The 24,377-nt window shown below is 55.8% G+C and carries 21 protein-coding genes; 10 read left to right on the top strand and 11 right to left on the bottom strand.

All coding sequences use genetic code 11. The features are described 5' to 3' along the window. The first annotated feature begins 347 nt into the window (after nt 1-347). Nucleotides 348-3,062 (top strand): aconitate hydratase AcnA, encoded by a 2,715-nt coding sequence (acnA, locus tag CJP46_RS34050; protein WP_094600055.1) that lies wholly within the window; start codon nt 348-350, stop codon nt 3,060-3,062. A 90-nt stretch (nt 3,063-3,152) separates the two neighbouring features. Here acnA and CJP46_RS34045 read toward each other — a convergent pair whose 3' ends face one another. Beyond that, nucleotides 3,153-4,367: a M20 family metallo-hydrolase gene (locus CJP46_RS34045; protein ID WP_094600054.1), complete on the bottom strand. Its 1,215-nt coding sequence runs from the start codon at nt 4,365-4,367 to the stop codon at nt 3,153-3,155. A 314-nt stretch (nt 4,368-4,681) separates the two neighbouring features. On the opposite strand from CJP46_RS34045, the gene CJP46_RS34040 reads away from it, so the two are divergent. Next, nucleotides 4,682-6,004, top strand: a complete 1,323-nt coding sequence (locus CJP46_RS34040; RefSeq protein WP_094600053.1) for an NCS2 family permease — start codon at nt 4,682-4,684, stop codon at nt 6,002-6,004. Nucleotides 6,005-6,029: 25 nt separating this feature from the next. Continuing rightward, a complete protein-coding gene (gene ade / locus CJP46_RS34035) occupies nt 6,030-7,802 on the top strand; it encodes an adenine deaminase (RefSeq protein ID WP_094600052.1) in 1,773 nt (590 codons plus the stop codon). A gap of 127 nt (nt 7,803-7,929) precedes the next feature. Here ade and CJP46_RS34030 read toward each other — a convergent pair whose 3' ends face one another. Beyond that, nucleotides 7,930-8,487, bottom strand: a complete 558-nt coding sequence (locus CJP46_RS34030) for a hypothetical protein (RefSeq protein ID WP_179281443.1) — start codon at nt 8,485-8,487, stop codon at nt 7,930-7,932. A gap of 225 nt (nt 8,488-8,712) precedes the next feature. On the opposite strand from CJP46_RS34030, the gene CJP46_RS36760 reads away from it, so the two are divergent. Continuing rightward, on the top strand, nt 8,713-8,856 hold the full coding sequence (locus CJP46_RS36760) for a hypothetical protein (RefSeq protein ID WP_179281439.1): 144 nt from the start codon (nt 8,713-8,715) through the stop codon (nt 8,854-8,856). Between the two features lie 120 nt (nt 8,857-8,976). Here the strand turns inward: CJP46_RS36760 and CJP46_RS34025 are convergent, their stop codons facing one another. Both CJP46_RS34025 and CJP46_RS34020 read right to left on the bottom strand, forming a co-directional pair. Then, entirely contained in the window at nt 8,977-9,540 is a 564-nt protein-coding gene (locus CJP46_RS34025) for a DUF1700 domain-containing protein (RefSeq protein ID WP_094600050.1), read from the bottom strand. Beyond that, entirely contained in the window at nt 9,537-9,881 is a 345-nt protein-coding gene (locus tag CJP46_RS34020; RefSeq protein WP_094600049.1) for a PadR family transcriptional regulator, read from the bottom strand. The genes CJP46_RS34025 and CJP46_RS34020 overlap by 4 nt, the downstream gene beginning before the upstream one ends. 276 nt (nt 9,882-10,157) lie before the next feature. Here CJP46_RS34020 and CJP46_RS34015 point away from each other — a divergent pair, with 276 nt between their 5' ends. The 4 genes from CJP46_RS34015 to CJP46_RS34000 all read left to right on the top strand — a co-directional run bounded on the left by CJP46_RS34015 (nt 10,158) and on the right by CJP46_RS34000 (nt 15,602). Further along, complete coding sequence (locus tag CJP46_RS34015; RefSeq protein ID WP_094600048.1) at nt 10,158-10,556, top strand: GntR family transcriptional regulator; 399 nt, start codon at nt 10,158-10,160, stop codon at nt 10,554-10,556. Then, nucleotides 10,556-11,656: a DUF1648 domain-containing protein gene (locus CJP46_RS34010; RefSeq protein ID WP_094600047.1), complete on the top strand. Its 1,101-nt coding sequence runs from the start codon at nt 10,556-10,558 to the stop codon at nt 11,654-11,656. Before CJP46_RS34015 ends, CJP46_RS34010 begins: the two co-directional genes overlap by 1 nt. A 45-nt stretch (nt 11,657-11,701) precedes the next feature. Beyond that, nucleotides 11,702-13,321 carry an alpha/beta hydrolase family protein gene (locus tag CJP46_RS34005; protein WP_094600046.1) on the top strand — a complete coding sequence of 540 codons (1,620 nt, stop codon included), beginning with the start codon at nt 11,702-11,704 and terminating at the stop codon, nt 13,319-13,321. 268 nt (nt 13,322-13,589) lie between these two features. Continuing rightward, the gene (locus CJP46_RS34000) at nt 13,590-15,602 is read left to right on the top strand and encodes a S9 family peptidase (protein WP_094600045.1); all 2,013 of its coding nucleotides are present in this window, start codon (nt 13,590-13,592) and stop codon (nt 15,600-15,602) included. Between the two features lie 157 nt (nt 15,603-15,759). Here CJP46_RS34000 and CJP46_RS33995 read toward each other — a convergent pair whose 3' ends face one another. After that, entirely contained in the window at nt 15,760-16,503 is a 744-nt protein-coding gene (locus CJP46_RS33995; RefSeq protein WP_094600044.1) for an IclR family transcriptional regulator, read from the bottom strand. Between the two features lie 382 nt (nt 16,504-16,885). Here CJP46_RS33995 and CJP46_RS33990 point away from each other — a divergent pair, with 382 nt between their 5' ends. After that, the gene (locus tag CJP46_RS33990) at nt 16,886-17,911 is read left to right on the top strand and encodes an alpha/beta hydrolase (protein ID WP_094600043.1); all 1,026 of its coding nucleotides are present in this window, start codon (nt 16,886-16,888) and stop codon (nt 17,909-17,911) included. A 60-nt stretch (nt 17,912-17,971) separates the two neighbouring features. Here CJP46_RS33990 and folE read toward each other — a convergent pair whose 3' ends face one another. From folE to CJP46_RS33960, 6 genes are all read right to left on the bottom strand, one after another. Next, a complete protein-coding gene (gene folE, locus CJP46_RS33985; RefSeq protein WP_076175829.1) occupies nt 17,972-18,565 on the bottom strand; it encodes a GTP cyclohydrolase I FolE in 594 nt (197 codons plus the stop codon). Between the two features lie 56 nt (nt 18,566-18,621). Further along, nucleotides 18,622-18,888 (bottom strand): YneF family protein, encoded by a 267-nt coding sequence (locus CJP46_RS33980; protein ID WP_094600042.1) that lies wholly within the window; start codon nt 18,886-18,888, stop codon nt 18,622-18,624. Nucleotides 18,889-18,983: 95 nt separating this feature from the next. Further along, entirely contained in the window at nt 18,984-20,018 is a 1,035-nt protein-coding gene (locus CJP46_RS33975; protein WP_094600041.1) for an HD-GYP domain-containing protein, read from the bottom strand. Nucleotides 20,019-20,036: 18 nt separating this feature from the next. Continuing rightward, nucleotides 20,037-21,815 carry a tRNA epoxyqueuosine(34) reductase QueG gene (queG, locus tag CJP46_RS37465; protein ID WP_094600040.1) on the bottom strand — a complete coding sequence of 593 codons (1,779 nt, stop codon included), beginning with the start codon at nt 21,813-21,815 and terminating at the stop codon, nt 20,037-20,039. A gap of 44 nt (nt 21,816-21,859) precedes the next feature. Next, complete coding sequence (lepB, locus tag CJP46_RS33965) at nt 21,860-22,465, bottom strand: signal peptidase I (protein ID WP_094600039.1); 606 nt, start codon at nt 22,463-22,465, stop codon at nt 21,860-21,862. A gap of 155 nt (nt 22,466-22,620) precedes the next feature. Beyond that, on the bottom strand, nt 22,621-23,046 hold the full coding sequence (locus CJP46_RS33960; protein ID WP_094600038.1) for a GNAT family N-acetyltransferase: 426 nt from the start codon (nt 23,044-23,046) through the stop codon (nt 22,621-22,623). Between the two features lie 612 nt (nt 23,047-23,658). On the opposite strand from CJP46_RS33960, the gene CJP46_RS33955 reads away from it, so the two are divergent. Then, a complete protein-coding gene (locus CJP46_RS33955) occupies nt 23,659-24,276 on the top strand; it encodes a superoxide dismutase (protein WP_094600037.1) in 618 nt (205 codons plus the stop codon). Nucleotides 24,277-24,377: the final 101 nt, after the last annotated feature.

Genomic DNA, 24,377 nt, shown 5'->3' with positions numbered 1-24,377 from the left:
CGTTTTCGCAATATGTATGTCCGCCGGAGGTGGGGAAATGATAAGCCTGCGCAGCCTCGGCTCAGAATCGCCCAGAACCAGTCCCGGCGCAGATCGGAGCATCGTTTCCTGCTCTTTTGCCGCCTCGGTCTCTTCATATAAATAGACGCAAAAAGTACTTTACTCCCCGGCTTGTAAACGGTATACTAAAAGCGAACCTCACTATTTTGAAATTATGTTTCATCTAGTGAAACAAGGAACGGCAAAGTGATCGCCCTTATCGCTCTCACCCAAGCCACCTGAATGATGACTGATTTGATGAATCAAAGTAAACAGAGGAACCGAATTACGATCAAGGAGGTACATGTATGACAGCAAAGGATCAATTTTCCACGGCCCGCAGTCTGGAAGTCGGAGGCAAAACCTACCGCTATCACAGCCTGCAGGCTCTTGAAGAGCAGGGACTCGGCAGCATTTCCAAGCTTCCGTTCTCCATCAAGGTGCTCCTGGAAGCCGCTGTCCGCCAATTCGACGGACGTGCCATTACCGAGGAGCATGTATCGCAGCTGGCCAAATGGAATGAAGAACGTGACGATAACAAGGAAATTCCGTTCATTCCGGCCCGTATCGTATTGCAGGATTTCACCGGCGTGCCGGTCGTCGTCGACCTTGCAGCTATGCGCGACACCGTGAAGAAAGCCGGCGGGGATCCGAAGCAGATTAACCCGCTCGTTCCGGTCGATCTCGTTATCGACCACTCCGTTATGGTTGATGCGTTCGGTACCAGCGACGCCCTTAACTACAACATGCAGGTGGAATTTGAGCGCAACGAGGAACGCTACCGCTTCCTGCGCTGGGCCCAAACCGCATTCAACAACTTCCGCGCCGTTCCTCCGGGAACAGGTATCGTTCACCAGGTCAACCTGGAATATCTCGCATCCGTGGCTGCTACCAAGACGACGGACGGAGAAACGGTTGTATATCCGGACTCCCTCGTAGGTACGGACTCCCATACCACGATGATCAACGGCCTCGGCGTCGTTGGCTGGGGTGTCGGCGGGATCGAAGCCGAAGCGGGCATGCTCGGACAGCCGCTTTACTTTGTAACGCCTGACGTTATCGGATTTAAGCTTACAGGCAGCCTGACGGAAGGCGCTACGGCGACCGACCTCGCGCTGACCGTTACCCAAATGCTCCGTAAAAAAGGCGTTGTCGGCAAATTCGTCGAGTTCTTCGGACCGGGTCTGGCCAACATCAGCCTGGCTGACCGTGCAACGGTTGCCAACATGGCACCGGAATACGGCGCCACCATCGGCTTCTTCCCAGTCGATGACGAAACGCTGGCTTACCTGCGCAACACCGGCCGCTCCGACGATCAGGTTGCTCTGGTAGAAGCCTACTACAAAGCACAGAACATGTTCCGCACCGCGGATACCGAAGATCCGGAATTTACGGACATCATCGAACTCGACCTGGCCTCGGTCGTACCGAGCCTTGCCGGACCGAAGCGTCCGCAGGACCGTATCGAGCTGACTCATATGAAGGATTCCTTCAACGACATCGTCCGCACGCCGATCGAAAAAGGCGGATACGGCCTGAGCGATGCCAAGATTGAAGAAAAAGTGTCCGTGAAGCATAAAGACGGCTCCGTCAGCGAAATGGGAACCGGCGCGGTCGTTATCGCGGCGATCACCAGCTGTACGAATACGTCGAACCCAAGCGTTATGCTGGGCGCAGGTCTCCTGGCGAAGAAAGCCGTGGAACGCGGCTTGAAGAAACCGGGATACGTGAAGAGCAGCTTGACTCCGGGCTCCCTCGTCGTTACGGATTACCTGGAAAAAGCCGGTCTGCTTGAATCGCTTGAAGCCCTTGGCTTCTACGTAGCCGGATACGGCTGCGCAACATGTATCGGTAACTCCGGCCCGCTTCCGGACGAAGTGAGCCAAGCCGTCACCGACAACGACATGACCGTCGCTGCCGTGCTGTCGGGTAACCGTAACTTCGAAGGACGCGTCCATGCGCAGGTTAAAGCCAACTACCTGGCTTCTCCGCCGCTCGTTGTTGCTTACGCGCTGGCGGGTACGGTCAACATCGACCTGCAGAACGATCCGATCGGTTACGATCCGAACAACCAGCCAGTCTATCTGAAAGATATCTGGCCGACTTCCGCGGAAATCAGAGAAGCGATCGGCTTGTCCGTCAGCCCTGAATCGTTCCGCAGCAAATACGAGAACGTGTTTACCGCCAACGAGCGCTGGAACGCGATTCCGGTTCCGGAAGGCGAGCTGTACGAGTGGGACGACCAGTCCACGTACATCCAGAATCCTCCGTTCTTCGAGAATCTCGGAAACGGCCTGGCCGACATCGAGGATATCAAGTCTGCACGCGTGCTTGCGCTGCTGGCTGACTCCGTCACGACGGACCACATCTCTCCTGCCGGCAACATTTCGCCGACCAGCCCTGCAGGTCTTTACCTGAAGGAGCACGGCGTTGAACGCAAGGACTTCAACTCTTACGGTTCCCGCCGCGGTAACCATGAGGTCATGATGCGCGGTACGTTCGCGAACATCCGCATCCGGAACCAAGTGGCACCAGGCACCGAAGGCGGCGTTACGACTTACCTGCCTACGGACGAAGTCGTGTCCATCTATGATGCTTCCATGAAGTATCAGGACAACGGACAAAACCTGGTCGTTATTGCCGGTAAAGAGTACGGTACGGGAAGCTCCCGTGACTGGGCGGCCAAAGGTACATTCCTGCTCGGCGTCAAAGCCGTCATCGCCGAAAGCTTTGAGCGGATTCACCGCAGCAACCTCGTCGGCATGGGCGTGCTTCCGCTGCAGTTCCAGGAAGGCCATGGCTGGAGCAGCCTGGGCATCAACGGCCGCGAAACGTTCGACATTACCGGCCTCAGCAACGAAATCAAGCCGGGCGAGAACCTGACTGTCACCGCCACACGCGAGGACGGCACCAAGTTCGAATTCCCGGTAACGGCCCGTCTGGACAGCATGGTCGACGTGGATTACTACCACAACGGCGGCATTCTGCAAACCGTGCTGCGTCAAATGATCGCCAATCAATAATTTATGTGCAAATCAAGAAGCCCCGCAGAGCCATTGAGATGGCCTGCGGGGCTTTTTTTGTCATGGAAGGATTGCCGTATTCCGAATCGTTCAATAGGCCAGCCGGCGCAGCAGCTCGGTCAGCACCTGGACCCCTTCCTCCAAATGCCCAGGCTCGGTATATTCCAGCGGCGAATGGCTGATGCCCTGGCGGCTAGGGACAAACACCATCGCGGTTTTGCAGTGCGAGGCGAAAATCTGCGCGTCATGCCCGGCCCCGCTTGGCATCCGCCGGTAAGACCGTCCCTGATCGATACAGATGTCTTCGATCATGCCGGTCAATCCGGCATCCATGCCGATCGGGGCGACGTTCATCCAGCGCTCCGTCGACACATCCACGCCCCGCTTCCGCGCTTCATACCTGACCATATGCAGCAGGCTGTCGCAGGCCTCCTCAAGCCGGCCTCCATCGGGATGGCGCACATCCAGCGTGAACGTCGCCTTTCCGGGAATAACGTTCGGCGTATTGGGATGAAGCTCCATCTGGCCGACCGTCGCCACGAGCGGCGCGCCCAGCTCCTCGGTCCGGTCCATGATGGCCATGATCATCGCGGACGCGGCGCGGGCCGCATCCCGCCGGTACGCCATCGGTGTCGTCCCCGCATGGTTCGCTTCGCCTTGTACACGGATCGTGTACCGCTGGAGGCCGACGATCTGTTCCACGATGCCGATTGACCTGCCCTCCTGTTCCAGAATCGCGCCCTGCTCAACGTGAAGCTCCACAAAGGCCTTCACATCGCTGCGGGGACCCTGGCCATGCGAGCCGGGGCCGAACCCGGCCTGCTTCATTGCCTGTATCAAGGGTACTCCCTGCGGGTCCAGTGCCTGCTCGACATCCTTGTAAGTGGCGGAACCCGTCATAAAGGTCGAGCCCCAATAATTGTACGGGAAGCGGCTTCCCTCCTCTTCACAAAACGCCACGACCTCAATCGTTTTGCGAGGCATGCCGTATTGTTCCCGAAGACGGGACAACGCCGTAATGCCGGCGACAATGCCGTACGCCCCGTCATATTTGCCCCCGCGCTGTACCGTATCGACATGGGAACCCGTCAAAATGCACGTACCGCTCCCGTCCGTTCCCTGAAGGCGTCCGCACAGGTTGCCGGCATCGTCGTAACGCACAGCCAAACCCAGCTCCTCCATTTTGCCCGCCAAAGCTTCCTGCGCCTCCTTCCAGGAAGGCGTATATAAAAGCCGGGTTACCCCGCCGTCTTCATCGGCCCCAAAGGTGCCGAGCCACTGGATTAGTTGTTCTGTCATCAACATCGCTGATTTACTCCCATCCTGCTTCCGGCGATCCGGATTTTTTCTAAATATAAATAAGTAATGAAATGGCCAAGGTCTTCGTTATCGCCATCCCTATTCCAAACTGTATATTACCATATCATTGCGGTCACCAAAACTCCATAGACATTCCCAAAAACTTCATTTCGCAGCCCACAGCTGCCTGTATATACGAACATTTTTATTTGTTTATTTGTACAAAGTTCGCTTTTAGCTTTGACGGCTTCAAAATGTGCATGTTATAGTTACAGGACGCGAAACGATTATACAACATGTAAAGGAGTCCTCTAGCAATCATGAATCAGACGAATGCTTCCTGGCTGGATCGTTTTTTCAAACTGAGCCACTACAACACGAATGTCAAAACCGAAATCATTGCCGGTCTGACGACCTTTGTAACGATGGCGTACATCATCGTGGTTCAGCCGGACCTCATGAAAGCCGCCGGAATGGATCAAGGGGCCGTTATGGTCACCGTACTGCTGGCCTCCGGCCTCTTCAGCATCATTATGGGCCTGTATGCCAAACGTCCTTTTGCGGTAGCGCCCGGCATGGGCGGCAACGCCTTCTTCGCCTACAGCATCGTTGCTGCGGGTCTAGCAACCTGGCAGCAGGGCCTCGGCATGATCTTCATTTCAGGCGTCCTCTTCCTTCTGCTGACCTTCCTGGGTCTGCGGGAAACGATTTCCAAGATCATTCCTAAAAATATCAAGCATGCCATAGGCGCAGCCGTCGGCCTCTTCATCATCGGCACCGGCTTCTCCAATGCCAAGCTGATCGTACAGAACAAAACCGGTACGCTGACGCTGGGCAGCCTGCATTCGCCGACCGTGCTGCTGTCCGTGATCGGACTGGTCATTATTCTCGGCCTCATGGCCCGCAAGCTGAAAGCGGCCGTCTTCCTCGGCATTCTGATCACATCGGTGATCGGCATTCCGATGGGCATCACCAAGCTGCCGCATTCGTTCGCAGACTTGTTCTCCCTGCCGCCGAATCCGTCTTCGATCATGTTCCAGGCGGATATTCCGGGCGCGCTGAAGCTTGCCTTTTTCCCGCTGCTGTTCACGTTCTTCACGGGTGAGTTCTTCTCTACCATGGGCACGGTGCTCGGTGTCGGCGCAAAAGCCAATCTGCTCGACAAGGAAGGCAACCTGCCGGATATTAAAAAGCCGTTTGTCGTGGACGGGCTCGCTACCGTCGGCGGCGCGCTGATGGGACAAACGACCATCACCACCTACATTGAATCGGCCAGCGGCGTGGAAGCCGGCGGACGTACGGGCCTGACCGCCGTAACGACAGGGATCGTCTTCCTGCTTGCCCTGTTCATTACGCCGATTATTCTGCTTATTCCGAGCGCGGCCACGGCTCCGGCTCTGATCATCATCGGCCTGTCGATGCTCGGGACGCTGAAGAATATTGATATGGACGAATGGGAAGAAACCCTTCCGGCACTCCTGACTGTCATCTCCGCCGGACTGACGTTCAGCCTGGCAAACGGGATCGTATTCGGTATTCTGTCTTACGTCATTATCAAGGTATTCGCAGGCAAAATCCGCGATATCCATATCGGATTGTGGATTCTCTGCATACCGCTCGTATATTACCTCTGGCTAAAATAATCTAAGGATAAGGAGATCGATCAGCATGAACCGCAAACTTATTGCCGCCGCGCGCGGCGATCGACCATTAGACTTGGCACTGAATAACGTTCAGTTCGTGAACGTGTTTACCGGAGAGATTTATCCTGCCGCTATCGGGATCGCGGACGGCACCATCGTGCACGTCACCGAACCGGGCGTTACGGAGCTCGAAGCAGAGAGCACGGTGGACGGCAAAGGCCAATTCGCCATTCCCGGCCTGATCGACACGCATCTGCATATCGAGAGCAGCATGCTGACTCCCGCTCATTACGCGGAAGTGGTGTTGCCGCACGGCACGACTCTGATCGTGACCGATCCCCACGAGATCGGCAACGTCCTCGGCGAAGACGGCGTTCGTTACATGGTAGACGCGAGCCGCGAGCTGGACCTCCGCGTCATGACGCTCGCCCCTTCCTGCGTGCCTTCCGCACCGGCGGTTGAAACCGCGGGCGCCGACTTCACGCCGGAAGTCATCGAACGCATGCTGGCCTGGGAAGGCATCGACGGCGTAGCGGAAGTGATGAACTATCACGGGGTCATTCACGAGGATCCCCGCATGATGGGCATTCTGGAGGCAAACGAACGCGCGGGCAAAATTCCGCAGGGGCACGCGCCGACCGTCGTGGGACGCGACCTGTCCGCTTACTTGGTCGCCGGTCCGGACTCGGACCATGAATGCCGGACCACGGAGGAAGCCATCGCCAAGCTTCGTGCCGGCATGATCGTCGATATCCGCGAGAGCTCCTTCTCGCTCAATATGGCGGAAGTGGCCAAAGCCATCGTCGGCAAAGGCTATCTGCCGAACGTCACGCTGTGCACGGACGACGTCCTGGCATCCCACTTGATCGAACGCGGCCATATCAATCATGTCGTTCGTCGTGCCATTGAGGAAGGCATCCCGGCCGTGGATGCTGTCCGGTACGCCACCCTGAACGCGGCAAACCGTCTGAACCGCAAGGACGTCGGTGCGCTGGCGCCGGGCCGGCTGGCCGACATCGTCCTGGTCGACGCCCTGGAGACCATGAACGTCTCGGACGTATGGATCGGCGGAAAGCATATCGTCCATGACGGTGCACTGACCGAGCGCCAGCGGCATTTGGAGCCCCCGGCAGAATACTTGCAAACGGTTCACCTGCCGGAGATCCAGGAGGATGACCTGCGCCTGAGCGTTGCCGACCCGAATGCATCGGAAGCTCGCGTGCGGGTCATCGAGTACGATTTTAAACCAGGCGTGCCTACGGGCTTTATTGAGGCGACGCTGCCGGTGAAGGACGGTCAGCTCGTTCCCGAAGCCTATGACGGCCGCAAAGGCCCGCTGAACCGCGTTGCGGTTTGGAACCGCCACGGAGTGAACGACAACAAGGCCTTGGGACTCCTGGCCGGCTTTGGCGTGATCGAAGGCGCAGTGGCTACGACGGTCGCGCATGACAGTCATCATCTGGCCGCGCTCGGCGTAAATACGGAGGATATGGTCATTGCCGCCAATGAACTGCGCAAACGGGGCGGCGGCATGATCGCCGTGAAGAACGGAGAGGTCGTCGCTTTCCTGTCCCTTCCGCTCGCAGGGCTGATGAGCCTGGAGGAAGGCGAGGTGCTTGCGCCGAAAATCAATCAATTCGTCGATACGATCCAGGCCGAGATCATGCCCGGCAAAAACCCGATCCACCGCATGATCATGGTCACGCTGCCGGTTATTCCGCAGGCCAAAATCACCGACCTTGGGCTGGTGGACGTGGACAAACAGGAGCTTGTGCCGCTGATCATCGAAACGAAATAAAGGCGCCGCTGAAGGGCGCCTAAACATACAGTTCCACGATATATGCTTACTTTACTGGAAAAACCCCCTGCACGCCGCCTGACTTGGATCAAGCGACGCGATGCAGGGTTTTTTTTACGATGAGAAACTACTCGCTGCTGCCGTGAGACGTTGAATAACTGTCAATGATAGCGATCGTATCCACGATTCCGTCGTACTCCATCGCGTGGAAAAGCAGAAGGTTTTTCGCGGCTTTATCGTTCTTGGGTGCATTCTCTTCCAGGAACACACGCTTTTTCATATTAAAGACATAGGTCAATGGTGCATCGGGGGAGGTGGGCATATGGACGTTTCCATAAATGCTCTCGAACTGGTCTTTCGTCATACCGATCTCGGCATTCAAGGCAGTTTTATAGTGATCCTTTGCTTCTTCTCCCACTCTAAGGTAGACAAGCTTGCCGTCCCGATAAGATGCTTTGACGCCGAAGTCATATTCAATTTCGCCGTTTCCCGATTGTTCTTTTTTCTGGCCCAATATGGCCTCAGCGTCCGCCTGCTTCATTCCATAATACAGCTTTCGTCCATCCGCCTTGCTGACGATGCCCAAGTCCTCCACGGTGAACTTCTTTTCATCCTTTTCGCTGCTGCTGCAGCCTGCCAATGCCACTATGAACAAGATCAGAAGAGCGCAAGCGGTTCTCATCATTTCCCCCCTCGTTTGAATTTACTAAATTTTACAACAATTAAAGCCGTCCGCCAATCGCCATTTTGGGATTCAAAAAACCGCCATCTGCTGTTTCATTCTCTCGGTACAAGGGTAAAAGTAAGCAACATAGGTACGTTACGGACCCAGCATCCCTTCGGTTCAGCCGTTATTTACATCGTTCTTGAAGATCCGCTTCAAAATCCATGGCATGAGGAGGTCTGCAGAGTGATTCATATGCACGGCATTATGCCTTATCACCCGTCTTACCCTAAGCCGCAGCCCGTTAGCCGGCCTGCAAAGGAAGAGGCGGACAAGAATAAGAGCTTTCAGGAGATTTTACAGGAGAAAATCATCAACCAGAACCGCTGATGCTTCAAGGCTGCTGCAGTCAAGTACCAGGCGGAATCATGTGTAGAAATTAAAAGACCGTGCGCTTATGCGTACGGTCTTTTTCCGATTCGGGAAAAATGCAGCTTGGATTGCAGATGCCTATGCCGACACCCGGCCGCCCGGCAGTGATCTTCGATACTGGCTGGACAGAAAGGCCATATACTTTTTAAGACCTACCCAACTGAAGTATGCGATCCCTCCAATGATGGCGCCGACGACCGCCGCTACCACCATGCTGTATTCCGTCGGGACCTCCATGCCGGGTACGCCCATGTTGATCCAGGTCGCGCCGAAAGTGCGGATGACGCCTGCGACCAGAATCAACAATGTGCAAAAGCCGAAGCCGTAGGCAATCACGGCCAGGACCGGGATTACCATGATGCTCAGCAGTCCTGTCGTGCAGTAGAACAACGCCATAGCCAAAATATCGCGGAAGGATCCAGTCCGCCCCCCCTCGGCGAAGTGCTGGCTCCGGTACGCCTTGGCGAGCTTGCGGGGATCGCCCAGACGTGACAGGATCGCCGCCTCCGGCTGCCCGTTCGCGATGCCCTCCGCAATATGGCTCTCGATTTCCATGACGGCATCCATCCGCTCTTCATCGGGAAGCTTCTCCAAGTAATTGTTCAATTTCTCCAAATAAGACCTTCCATATGGACTGATCATGAGATCTCTCCTCCATAGATTTGAATTTGATCGACGCTGCGGCTGATCTTGTTCCACTCCGCAGACATCATCTCCACAAGCTGGTGCCCCGAAGGGGTCAGGCTGTAATATTTGCGCGGCGGTCCTGCCTCCGATTCCTTCCAGAACGATTCGATATATTGTTCCTTTAGCAGCCGTCGAAGCAGCGGGTACAGCGTCCCCTCCGTTACGGCGAGCGGTTCCCACTGATCCAGCAGCGTAACAAGCTCATATCCGTATCTCGGCTGCTTGGCGATCAGCTGCAAAATGCAGTATTCCAGGATGCCTCTGCGGACCTGTGAAGTCCATTCCGACATTTCCATTTCGTTCGTCCGCTCCCTTCGTTATCATAATAACACCAGGTACTTTGCTTTGCAAGGTACTATGTCAAAATAGTTCATTCCGCTTCTCCCTACGATCTTCATCTCTTCACCTTCAGTTGTTCCATTGAATAGTGCCTTGCTCATACTCGGACGCCTGAGTTGTCAGCAAACTATTTACAACCACATTCGCATCTGTTATATTTGTTGTATAACAGATGTTAATACTCTAACAGTAACATCACCTACGCAACATGTTGATGAAAGGAGGGTTCTTCGTTGATTATCCGGTTGGATATGCAGTCCGATGTGCCCATTTACACCCAGCTCCTGAATCAGATCATCGAAGGGATCGCCAGCAAGCAGCTGGCGCCGGGCGAGTATCTCCCCTCCGTCCGCAGCCTTGCCTCGGATATCGGCGTCAATCTGCACACCGTCAACAAGGCTTACACGCTGCTCAAGCAGGAAGGATTTATTCAAATTCACAGGCAAAAAGGGGTCGTCGTGAACCCTGACGGCATGCCGGGAATCACCCCGGACTATCAGCACAAGCAGGAAGCCCAGCTCAGACCCGCTATCGCTGAAGCCATCTGCCGGGGTATGGATAAGGCGGAGCTTCTGCGGATCGTGGAAAGCTTTTACGACGATATTACCCAAGAACCAAAGGAGAATGCGTAATGTACTGGATATCCGTTCTGTTTCTGATGGCTATGTTCGTCCCCCTGTCGCTGTCCCTGATCTGCATGCCTTATTTGACGCGTGAAACCGTCAGCTTCGGCGTATCGATCAGCGAAGCCGTGTATCACAGCGACCCTCTGCGCCGCATGCGCAGACAGTATGTATGGTCCAGTTCGGTCGCATATGGCGTGCTCCTGATCGCTTGCCTCTTCGCCATGCTGAACGTGCCGGAAGAGCAGCAGCCCACCATCATCTCAGGATTCGTGCTGCTCCTGATCATCGCTTCGGCGGTCATCAATCTGACTTTTTATACGAAAATGAAACGGTACAAGGCCACACTCCCTCCGGAGACGTTGAACCATTCCGTCGTGGCCGTGGATACGTCGTTCCGAAGCGGGAACAAGCTGATCTGGTCGAATAAATGGTTCCTGATCCATGGGGCTGTTGCCGTTATCAGCGCCGGCCTCGCCCTGGCCTACTACGACAAAATCCCCGACACGCTGAACATGAAGTTCAACTGGCAGGGTGAAGTGACACGTACGGCCGCCAAATCGTACCGGACGGTTCTCGGCTTGAACTTGATGCAGCTCGTCATGATCGGGATCTTTATGACCACGAACTGGTCGATCCTTCGCAGCAAGCAGCAGCTGAGCCCGGCAGACCCGCAGCAGTCGGTGCGCCGGAACGCCGCCTTCCGCCGCAGATGGTCCATGTTCAACGTCGCGGCCGGCTTGATCATGGTGCTCCTGTTCTCGTTCATCCAATACAACATGATTTATCCGCTGAGCCGGGACGTCATGATGCTCGTCAGCCTGATGATGCCCATTCTGATCGTCGTGCTCGCCATCGTAATGGCCTTTTCCACCGGCCAGGGCGGACGGCGGATCGGCGGCCCCACTTCCGGCTCCGGGAACACGTACGTAAACGACGACAGATACTGGAAGCTGGGCAACATTTATTTCAACCCGCAGGACCCTGCCCTGTTCGTGGAAAAGCGTATGGGCATCGGCTGGACGGTCAACTTTGGCAGACCCGGCACCTGGATGTTCCTGATCGGTCTCCTGGCGGTGATCATCATCGCTTCCCTGATTGCGATTTAACCTTCGTCCATCATTCGGGGATCATCCCCTTTAGGAGGAATACTTATGAAATCGAAACGAACCCTAAGCGCGATGGCCGCTGCTTCCCTCACTGCCATCAGCCTGTCTGTCCCTGCGGCGGCCGCTGCCGAAACGCCGGACGCTGCATCATACGCTCCCGTGCGCGAAACCGCCGTGCGGCTGGGTGCCCAGGTCAGCTGGGACCCGGAGCAGCACTCGGTGACCGTCAAAAAGGAAGATACGACGCTTGTACTGACGATTGGGCGGTCCACCGGCGTATTGAACGGCAAAACCGTGCCGACCGGAGGAACCGTCCGGATCTCCGGCCAACAGGCGATGGCTCCGGCCGCCTTCCTGTCCGCAGCATTGGGCGGTACAGAGAGCGCAGCCGGCCCTTCTGAAGCCGCCGACAATGCCGACTTGTTCCTCCACGCCCTGAGGGCCGGAGACGGGGTCGAAGCTGCCAAAGTTATGAGCCCTGCGCTGCAGCAGGCCCTGCCCGTTCAGACGCTGAACAGCCTCTGGAAAAACTACGAGGGCGCCTATGGCCAAGTTTCGTCGGTAAGCGGCAAGCAGGAGAGCGATAATACCGTCCACCATAACGAAGTGTACACGCTGCAGACGGCGGCGGTTCCGCTTCAGATCACCCTTCGCCTGAATACAGGCGGCCTGGTGGACGATCTGAACATCGGCCCAGTCTCTGCGGGAGGATACCAGCCGCCGGCCTATGATCACCCGGCAGCTTATTCCGAGCGGGAGGTCAAGATCGGCGAAGGGGAGTGGGCCCTTCCCGGAACGCTGACCCTTCCGGCTGGCCAAGGGCCGTTCCCTGCCGTCGTGCTGGTTCACGGTTCCGGTCCAAACGACCGGGACACCTCCATTGGCGGAGCCAAGCCGTTCCGCGACCTGGCGGCGGGATTGGCCGCGAAAGGCATCGCCGTCCTGCGCTACGACAAGGTCACGTTCGAGCATACCTTTAAAATCGCGGCCAACCCGAAACTAACCGTCAAAGAAGAAACGGTTGACGACGCGCTGTCCGCGGTGAAGCTGCTGACCCAAACCCCGGGCATTGATCCCGCCCGAGTTTACGTGGCGGGACACAGCCAGGGCGGCTATGCGATGCCGCTCATCATCGAAGCCGATGCCGGCCGGAACATCGCCGGCACCATCCTGCTGTCCGGCCCGAGTTCTTCATTCATCGACGTTGCCGTAGAACAGCAGGCCGAGCTGGTATCCCGCATCAAGCAGCTCGGCCAAGACCCTGCGCCTTACGAGCAGCAGGCAGCCGCTTGGACCCAGGCCGCCAAACTGCTCGACGACCCGCAGTACTCCGTCTCCCACTTGCCGGAAAGCTTTCCGATTCCACCGGCCTACTGGTGGTACGATAAGAAGGATTACAAGCCGGCCGAATTAGCCAAAACGCAGAGCGGACCGATGCTCATCCTGGAAGGCGAAAACGACTGGCAGGTGCCGATGCATGAATTCGAGCAGTGGAAAGCGGCACTGAAAGACCGCACCGACGTGGAATATAAGTCTTTTCCGAAGGTAAACCATCTGCTCGCGGAATATGACGGCCTCTCCACCGGTTCGGAATACGCTCAGCCTTCCAACGTGACACCGGAAATCATCGATACGATCGCAAGCTGGATCGGCAAGCAGAAATAAACCGAGGACTAGGGCGTCCCGTCCGGCGGAAACGGAAAGCACTCCATCGGAGGGTCGAAGCGTCCGTCAGCGGGACAACGCCCCCAATATATACGGCAAGCCCCTTGAACCGAATCAAGGGGCTTGTTCTTGTTTGGGTCTTCCCATAAACGTTTGGCCACCTTACCTGTCCTGGCGATGGATTTCCCGCCGGAACTCTGGGATAATGTGGTTTAGAATCTGATTGCTTCATACTTATTTTCATTTCATTTCTTAGGAGGCCCTGTCCATGAGTGAAAAACGTTCCATTACCCCCGATGACTTGTACCGGATGCATTGGGTCAGCGATCCTGCCGTCTCCCCCAAGAATGGCGCCGTCGCGTACATATCGAAAACCGTTAACGACCAGCACGGAGGCTATGCCTCCCATATTCGCCTGATCTCGCCGGACGGCCGGGAGGATACCGCCTTTACCGCCGGTGAGCAGGACGCCTCGCCCGCCTGGGCTCCCGACGGCTCCAGTCTGGCCTTTCTGCGCAAGAAGGGCGATGCCCGTCAAGTCTGGGTCATGCCTGCGTACGGCGGCGAAGCCCAGGCCGTAACGGAGCTGAAGCACGGCGTAATCGCCTTTAAATGGGCACCCGACGGAAGCGCCCTTGTGCTCCGCGCCGAAGCTCCTAAGGCCGATGAAGGCAACGATGCGGACTCTGCCACGAAAACGGAAAAGACCGGCAAGGACAAACAGCCGGACGAAAAGATTATTAATCGTATTAAGTACAAGGCCGATGGCGCCGGGCTGTGGAATGACCGCAGAACGCATTTGTTCGTTCATGATCTTGCGTCATCCGCATGCACGCCGGTCACGTCAGGCGACTTCGATGTGTCTTCGTTCAATTGGTCGCCGGACGGCAGCCGTATCATCTTCACCGCTACACGCGACTCCGCTTCCTTCCCGGATCCCGACCTCCGCCTGACGGGCGACCTGTTCGTGGCGGACCGGGACGGCGGGAACGTCCGCCAATTGACGGATGGGCGGCTTAGCATCGGGCCGGTCACCTATACGCCGGATGGCAGCCATATTCTAATGCTGGCCGACGACCTGAACTGCGGCTTTGCCACGCTGACGCGCATTTACCTGATCCCCGCCGAGGGCGGCGAGGCCCGCGCTTACTACGAAGATCTGGACGTGCAGCTCGGACACGCCTGCGTGGGCGATATGCGCGCGGGAGCTGGCAGTCCGCCATTCTTCAGCGAAGACGGCAAGCATGTGTACCTGCAGATCAGCGAGGACGGCGGCGTCAAGGTCGCCCGCTTTGCGCTGGACGGCTCTGATTATGAAATCATCGCCGGCGGCGACCGGGAAATTTACCAGTTTGCCCTGGCAACGGAAGGCAAGCTGATCCTCGCCTTCGCGGATACGCTGCATCCGGGAGATCTGTTTGCCTTTGACATGGCAAACGGTGAAGAGACCCGGCTGACTGACTGCAACAAGGAGCTCTTCAGCGAGCTCGCGTTGAGCGAACCGGAAGCCTTCCGCTTCGAAGCTTCGGACGGCTGGCCCATCCAGGGATGGATCATGAAGCCGGCCGGCTTCCAGGAAGGCTCCAAAGTGCCGGCCGTTCTGGAAATCCACGGCGGACCGCAAGCGATGTACGGCTACACGTTCATGCACGAGTTCCAGCTGCTCGCTGCGGCCGGATTTGCCGTATTCTACACGAACCCGCGCGGCGGTCACGGGTACGGTCAGGTCCATGTCAATACAGTCCGCGGCGATTACGGCGGACGCGACTATCAGGACCTGATGGATGCGGTGGACTATGTCCTGTCTGCCTATGACTACATCGACGCTGCCCGGCTCGGCGTGACCGGCGGCAGCTACGGCGGCTTCATGACGAACTGGATCGTCGGGCACACCGACCGGTTCCAGGCCGCCGTCACACAGCGTTCGATCTGCAACTGGGTGTCGTTCTACGGCGTCAGCGATATCGGGTACTATTTTACCGAGGACCAAATTTGGGGCAATCCGTGGGACGATCTGGAGAAGCTGTGGAAGCATTCCCCGATCGCTTACGTGAAGCAGGTGAACACACCGCTTCTGATCCTTCACGGGGAGCAGGATCTCCGCTGCCCGATCGAACAGGGCGAGCAGCTATTCGTTGCACTCAAGCGTCTGGGCAAGGAGGCGCAGTTCATCCGTTTTCCGGGAGCCGACCACAACCTCTCGCGCAGCGGCAACCCGCATCTGCGCACCCGCCGGTTGAGCCATATCGTACGCTGGTTCGAAGAGCATATCGAGCACTGATTTCCCTGATTTCTAATGTATAAACTCTATAATCTTAAAAAAGCCCGCCATGCAGGTATTCACCGGCATGGCGGGCTTTTCTCTATGACTAGGACGCAGACAGTGCGTTTCTTTCCTCAGTTCATCCAGTAACAGCCGCAGGCGGGCTTCCAGCCGCCTACGGAATCATCAGCCCCATTTCCCGCGCCGCTTCGATCAGCACCGGGGCAAATTCATGGAGCGTTTCGCTCGACAGCCGGCTCACCGGACCGGACACGGACAGGGCGGCGGCAACGCGCCCGTTCCGGTTTACGATCGGCACCGCCACCGCGGCGGCGCCGGGCTCGCGCTCCTCGATGCTCGTCGCATAGCCCCGCTCCCGGATATCCTGCAGCTGGTGCACATAGCTGCCGCTTTTCGCCAGCTCCGCCCAATCCGGATCGCTTAGGAGTTCCTCCTGATCGGCAGGCGCGGCAAACGCCACCAGCACCTTGCTCGATGCTCCTACCGTAAGCGGCAAGCGCGCCCCGACCTGCGCCACCCTCCGGATGGCCTGGTTGCTCTGCACCGCCTGAATCCGCAAACGGTCCTTCCCGTCCCGCAGGTACAGGCTGACCGTCTCCCCAAGCCGGTCGCGCAGGCGTTCCATCGCCGGCAGCAGCACCACCGCCGGATCGTCGCTTTGCGACAAATGCGTGGACAACTCCCACACTTTAATGCCAAGCCGGTATTTCTCCGTCGCCGCATCGCGGACGACGAAAGCCTTCTCCTCGAGGGTAGTCATCAGCCGATGGACGGTGCTCTTGTGCAGCCCGATCATTCCGGCGATTTCCGTCAGTCCCAGCTCACTGTTCTGCGTAAAACACATCAATATATCCAGTGCCCGTTCAACGGCACGAACCGTTAATTTGCGGTCTTCCATTCCGATCCCGCCCCTCAAATGTTTCACCACATGAAACATGGTTACATAAATTATAAGAAATTCGCCGGATAAAGTCTATCATTTCTTCTCTGACCATCTTATAAGGAGACGTCAATCTGTATACTGCATGGCGAATATTCGGCTCCGCATGATCGGCTCATGGCGCGGGGCGCTTTATAAACATGTCCTCATCAGAAGGACAAAGGTAGCTGACATGTGAACCATGGGGCGGTTCACTATTACAATTGTCTAACAATTGTCCGCCCCGGATTGACTTTGGCCTCAGGCTTGCATAGGATATAGAGTAAAATTTTATATGTTTCGTAAACGAAGCCTGGAAGTTAAACTTAATATAGTAAAGTATTTATAAGGAGGGGCACGCATGAACATGACATCCCGAAACGACGTACATCTTCCCCGCCCCCTGCCCGATACACCATTACCGTTATCTACGCGAATGATTCGCTTTAAGCATATTCTGGTCGCACTGCTCTTGTCCGTTGTGTTTTTCCTGCTGTTCTGTTTCATTGCACTGCATGCCTACATCGCCTGGGTGCTGTCCAACCCGACGGTCGCACCGCTGTATTCCAACCCGATGCAGGCCAAGACCATGCAATACGAGGACATCACCTTCCCGGCTCATGACGGCAGCCGGATGATGCAGGGCTGGTATATTCCCGCAGCAGGCTCAACCAAGACGATCGTGTTCAGTCACGGGTACGGCGCCAACCGGGAGGAAACATGGATCCCGATGTATGATTTGGCGCATTTCGCCCACCGCTTAAACTTTAACGTCATTATGTTTGATTACGGTTTCGCCTCCCAGAACAGCAAAGCCGCCGCGACGGGCGGCAAGGTGGAGGCCCAGCAGCTGCTGGGGGCCATCGATCTGGCCAAGCAGCGCGGGGCTAAGCAGATCGTAGTATGGGGCTTCTCCATGGGCGCCGGTACCGCCCTTCAGGCCGGCCTGCAGACCAAGGATGTCGACGCCATGATTCTCGACAGCACCTTCCTGCTTGAGCCGGATACGCTGTACCATAACATCAAAAATCAGATCGACCTGCCGCGGCATCCGTCACTGGAAATTTTGCAGCTGCTGTTCCCTGTGCTGAACGGCACGAGCTTGAACCAGATCCCATACCAGCAGGTCAAAAAAGAGGATTATCCCTTCCCGATCTTTTTTATCCACGGGACGGAGGACGAGAAGGCGCCGTATCCGATTGCGGAGAAACTCGCCTCCAATCAGACCAATCCGTATTCAGATGTCTGGATCGTGAAAGGCAGCCACCATGAGCTGATCTTCCGCGAGCACTCGCGGGAATACCTGCGCCGGGTATCCACCTTCCTGGGCAACATCAAGTTGGCCGAGCAGAAGGATATCGACAACGATCCAATGATCAAAAAATAGCTTCGCAAATCAAAAAGGGCATGCCCCCTTCCGGGCATGCCCTTTTTTATATTGCCGTCATTATTCTTTGATCAAAGACAGGAACTCCGCTCTAGACGCCGGGTCTTCACGGAAAATACCGCGTACGCCGGAGGTCACCGTCTTGCTGCCGGGCTTCTTCACGCCCCGCGAACACATGCACAGGTGCTCGCCTTCCACGACGACCATCACGCCATGCGGCTGCAGCACATCGACCATAATGTCGGCGATTTGCGACGTGATTCGCTCCTGCACCTGCAGACGGCGGGTTACCGCTTCGACCAGTCGGGCCAATTTGCTGAGTCCGGCAATTTTTCCGCTCGGAATGTAGCCGATATGGACCTTGCCGAAAAACGGCGCCATATGATGCTCGCATTGGCTGTAATACACGATATCCTTGACGATCACCAGCTCCTCGTGATTTTCGTCAAAGGTCACGCCCAGCACATCACGCGGGTCTACCTCATATCCGGCGAAAATTTCCTCGTACATCCGGGTTACGCGGGCAGGTGTCTCAAGAAGCCCTTCCCGCTCGGGATTTTCACCGATCAGCTTCAAAATTTGCTCGATATGGTACTCGATTTTCTCGCGGTTTTCACCAACACGCGTGTTTACGTAATCTTTAACGCCAGCCACAGCACTTCCTCCTATCGCTACCCCCGCTTCTCTGTAGACGTTCTATGCCGAGGGGATTATTTCTTCTTACGGCCTTGACCTTGACCTTGACCTTGACCTTGAGCCGGGCCCTTCTTGCCGGAAAACTGCTGATTCTTCATCATCTGCTGCGCCTTCTGCATCTGGCGTCCGTTCAAGTTGTAACCCATCTGCTTGGCCATCTTCTGAAGCATTTGCGGGTCATTCTGCATTTTTTCCATTTGCTTGCGCAGATAAAACACGCCGATGAAAAACCCGCCGACCAGGCCGACGATCAGCGTAATAATTGGAATTACATATTGCATGTTCCGCCACCCCTATAGTATAAATACATTCCTTGCGCATGCCTGAGCAGCACGAACCTATCATAGCATGTCCAAATGCGGCTCGCAAATGAATTCTAGGCCAATACAGCCTCGATAAATACGGTCGTTTCCTGCGCCAAATCAAGCTCTTTAATATCCAAATGACCCGCTTCGCCGCGCACGATCCGGACGACCGGACGCCCGGGCAGCCCCCGGTGCTGACGAACGACAAGCCCCGTCTCCTTGCTCGACAGCCTGACGGCCGTTCCGTTCGGATAGATCGACACCATCCTCGTAAACTGTACCAGCACGCCATGGTCGAGCTGCTTCTCCGACATGGCCATCATTTGCTCACAGGCTTCATGCGGCATTAGCCTCCGGCTCGAAGGCTTCAGCGGATGAATCATCCGGTCGTAGGTGTCGGCGGCAGCGACAATTTTGGCATATAAATGAATCTCGTCTCCCGTCAATCCACGGGGAAGGCCTAGGCCGTCCATCCGTTCGTGATGCTGAAGGGCAACGTGAGCGATCAGCAGGCCGAACTCCCTCTTGTTCTTAAGCTTCTCGAATCCGCGCCAGGTATGATGGGTCTTGGAATCCGGGAACAGCTCGTCTCCCTCCTGCATGCCATTCTTGCCGATATCATGCAGCAGGGCGCCTGTAGCGAGTTCTTTGACCTGCTGATAATTCAGGCCCATATTGACGCCCATCACCGTGGACAATAGGCATACATTCATCGCGTGTACATACTGGCTGTTGTCTGCGGTACGGACGTCCGTGAGCTGCACGAGCAGCTCCTTGTTGTTCATCACGTCCTCCAGGAGATGATCCACACTGGCGCCGATCAGTTGAGTGTTCCATTCTTTCCCCGACCTCACCGCCTCAAAGGCGTCGCTCATTTCCTGAATCAGCCCCTGTTTCGTTGCCTCGCTGAGCATGTCCTCCGTCTCCACGTCCGCATACAGCGGATCCTGAATATAGAGCATCGTGACCCCGATGCGGTTCAGCGTACTGATCATATATACGGTAAGCTGGACTCCCGACGACAGCAGCACCGTCCCATTCCCGGAATAAATGGTTTTCCCCAAAAATTGACCGGGCTCCACACTTTCAATGCCTACATACCTCATGAACGTTCCCCCGATTGGTTACTTATCGGCCCATCCTTTTCTTTCGGGCAGGGAGTTCTCCAGGGTCAAGAGATGGCGCTTGATCTCCATCCCTCCGCCATAGCCTACGAGACTGCCGTCAGCGCCGATCACCCGGTGACAAGGGACGATCAGCGGTACGGGGTTTTTGTTGTTGGCTCCGCCGACGGCCCGGACGGCCTTCGGTCTGCCAATCGCATTCGCGATGTCTGCGTAGGATCGGATCTCTCCATAAGGAATATCGGCTAGCGAGCTCCAAACCTGAAGCTGAAACGGCGTACCCCGCATATCCAGCGGCACGTCGAACGTCTTGCGTTCCCCGGCAAAGTATTCGCCCAGCTGGCGTTTCACCTCTTCCAGACGCTCGTCATCCTGTACGAAATCACCGCCGCCGCACCAAGTGCGGGACCATTTCTGGAGAACCGCCTCCTTGACGTTAAACGGCCCGAACTCGATCAGGCACAGCCCCTTCTCCGTTGCGCACAGCGTCAGCGGGCCGATCGGGGATATCATCTCCGAATAATAGACCGTTTCCTTCTCTCCTCCCAATCCGGGAGAAAAGTCCTCCGCAGCCATCTCGACATCCGCGGTTTGACCGCTTTCTGCCGGCTGAAGCTTTTCCTGCGCTTCGTTCATCATGTCTCTCACCTTTTCGTCCTGTTCTGAAGCCAGACCTTTATTCAGCCAATTCAAAGCTTCTTCCCCTCCTATACGGCCCAAAGACCAAGCTGCGGCACCCCGCAGTTCCGGTCTTGGGTCTTCCAGCAGCACCCTGCCGAGACGGGGCACCGCCGATTTATCCTTAAAGTTGCCAAGCGCGATCACCGCATTGCGCTGAATCGGCTTGCGGCCGCGCCAGGCGGCGGCGCTTTCCCCAAACTTCTCCTTGAACTCCTTATTGCTTAAATCCAAAATAGGCAGCAGCAGCGGCTTGTCCTTCTCGGGCTCCGGCAGCAGATACTCATGATGCGTCCAGTTCTTCCCCTTGTTTTTCGGGCAGATGACCTGGCAAGTATCGCATCCATACAGACGGTTGCCGATCTTGCGCATCACCTCGTCCTCCAGGAACCCTTTCGTCTGGGTCAAAAAGGAAATGCACCGCTGCGCATTAAGCTGACCGGGTCCGACCAGCGCCCCCGTCGGACAAGCGTCGATGCACAACGTGCAGTCACCGCAGTCCTCCGTAACGGGCGTATCCGGCGGAAACGGAATGTTGGTCACCATTTCCCCGAGATAGATCCATGAACCCCATTTAGGCGAAATAATGCAGCAATTCTTCGCGCTGAAGCCGATGCCGGCCCGCTCCGAAACCGCCCGGTCCACCAAGGCCCCGGTATCCACCATGCTCTCCAGCACGGCATCCGGCACCCGCTCCCGGATAAACGCCTCGAGCTTGCCCATCGCATCACGCAGCACCTGATGATAATCCCGTCCCCACGCGGAACGGGCGAGGATCCCCCGGTATTGTCCAGGCACCTGCTTCGGCTTGTGTTCCATTTTGGAAGGATAGGCTACGGCGATGGCAATGAGGGAGGCGGGCTGTGCATCGGGGAGGGCCGGGGTGACGCGTTTGTCCAGATCCGGCTCTTCAAAGCCGGATTCGTAACCGAGCTTGCGGTGATTCTCGAGAATCGATTTCAGGGAAACAAACGGGTCGGCGGAAGCAAAGCCGATATCGTCAATGCCAAACCCGGCCGCCGCCTCTTTAATGTCCTGCTTCAGCTGCTCCCACGGCGAAGCCGAAGGAGCGTACGCAGCCTGTTGTTTGCCTAATGTCATTACTCCTTGCGGCCTCCTTTCCGATAAGAGTCGTTCCATAATGCCTACAGTGATCTCGCTTTGGACAACGGCCAGAAAATAAACTCTGCCCGCCCCACGATGGCGCTAGATTCCACACTGCCGAAGGAGCGGCTGTCCCGGCTTGCGCCGGCATGCCGGTTATCCCCCATCACAAAATAGTGATCCTTGTCCAGCTTCAACGGGCCGAAATCCGGATCCTGGATTTCAACCTCGGTGTAAGGCTCGCTCTGCTCCTTACCGTTTACGTACAGCTTGTGGCTTTTCACTTCCACGGTGTCACCCGGTACGCCAATGATCCGCTTGACCAGGAATTCCTTTTTCTCCGGACCGTTGCTCGGGTCGCGAAGGACGACGACCTCGCCGTGCTTCGGTGCGGTAAAATCATATACGATCTTATCGACAAACAGCCGTTCCTGCTCCACCAGCGTCGGCTGCATCGACTGCCCGCGGACCATGGATAGATTAAAAACGAATAAATTCAGCAGCATCATAATGACAAATGCGATAACCAGTGTTTTGGCCCAATCCCAAAATTCGGACAGCCAACCGCGCTTGCCTGGTTGTTCTCCGGGCGTCGGAACCGGGATCGGCTCGGGGCGGCCTTGTTCCCGCTGATCGACTTGATTCATGCTACACCTCATTTTTATGACAAATTCCCATATATACAGAAAAGCATATCTTCGGGCCTTTTGCAACGCCGCGAAGATATGCTCAAGTATAGTAAATATTGCTTATTAACGATATGGATGTAAGTTTTCTCCATAATACCAAAGGGTCGTTCTCTCTATTGTGGCGCGACAATGCTGAGTTTCTGGAACGCCTGCAGCACCTTGTTGGCCCCGTAGCCCATTGCCTCGTACAGAGGCATGGCGGCCTTGTTATGCTCGTCTCCTGCAATCATAATTCCGCTGACTTTACGCTGTTGGAACCGGCCTTCCATCATGGTGACCAGCGCCTTGCCCACTCCCTTGCGGCGATAATCCGGATGGATGGCGATACGATAGTAGAAGCCGTGGTTATGCTCGATCGTGCCGATCAGGGCACCGACGATCTGCTCATTCTCTTCTGCAACCATAATCAGGTCGGAATCCCAGTAGAGCTGCCTGGAGAACGGTTCGATCGTATTCTCGTAGCATTCTTCGGATAACGCGATTTGCAGCAGCTCGTTGACACGAGTCGCATCACTTAACTGAAAGGAACGAACATGCATGTTTTAAATCTCCCTTTTCGTTAGCTTTATAGGATTAAGGGACTTTTAGGGAAAACAAAAAAACCCTCTAATCCAAGGTATAGTATTACGACAAAAACCGTGAAAATCCTTCTTTATCATTCATTAAACCATAGTTTACTTTAAAAAACACGCGTTTTCTTTTGAAAGCGCTTCAACGCAAGCGTTTTCATTCTATCATCTGTAAATTTCCCATATAATGGGCTTATTCTACGGCATAATTCTTCGTGATTTGGGTAAAGGATAACAAAGGCGTCTGCCGGCGCGCCTTCACGGAATCCCCCAAAAAAATTTCTCGGGATGAAAGAATCGTTCAACTTGACCGGAAAACTTGTGAGTTCCCTCCGGCTGAAATGCGGCTGGCAAATCCGTCCCCATACGGCTGACAGGGCCTCCTCAGGATTAAATCGACTTTGTAAACATAAATGTTGATTTAATCGAAAAAATACGGTTTAATAGAAATGGAATCACATTCCATGCTACATACTTATGCCGATAAAGGGCTCTTTTGGACAACAAAAGTGTTCCTTTATTCATATGAATCAACCACCTGCGTTGATTCTACCCAAAAAACATTAACAGGAGGTATTTATCATGGCATTTCAATTACCACCACTTCCATACCCGAATGATGCGCTCGAGCCGCACATCGACGCTCAAACGATGGAAATCCATCACGACCGTCACCATAACACGTATGTAACGAACCTGAACGCGGCTCTGGAAAATGCTCCTGAACTGCAAAACAAAAGCCTTGAAGAACTGATCTCCAACTTGGACAGCGTGCCTGAGAACATCCGTACAGCCGTTCGCAATAACGGCGGCGGACATGCGAACCACTCCCTGTTCTGGGAAATCATCGCGCCTAAGGGCGGAGACAAGCCAAACGGCCTTCTGGCTCAAGCGATCGACAGCGAGCTTGGCGGCTTGGACAAATTCAAGGAAGACTTCACCAAAGCGGCTACAACCCGTTTCGGCAGCGGCTGGGCATGGCTCGTCGTGGACAAGAACGGCAAACTGGCCGTAACAAGCACGCCTAACCAAGACAACCCGCTGATGGAAGGCCAAACGCCGATCCTCGGCCTGGACGTTTGGGAGCATGCTTACTACTTGAAATACCAAAACAAACGCCCTGACTACATCGCAGCGTTCTGGAACGTTCTGAACTGGGATGTTGTCAGCAAACGTTACCAGGAAATCGTACAGCCGTAAGCTGTATCTTTCCGGAAATAAAGGGGCTGCCCCCAAGAACTGCATCCGCAGTTTCTTGAGGGCAGCCCCTTTTGCTTGTCTCCGCCGGATGAATCCCGGCG

Source organism: Paenibacillus sp. XY044 (genome assembly GCF_002257645.1).
Taxonomy (GTDB): domain Bacteria; phylum Bacillota; class Bacilli; order Paenibacillales; family Paenibacillaceae; genus Paenibacillus_AQ.
The sequence above is the reverse complement of the archived record's forward strand: the minus strand, read 5'-3'. Positions and strand labels throughout refer to the sequence as shown.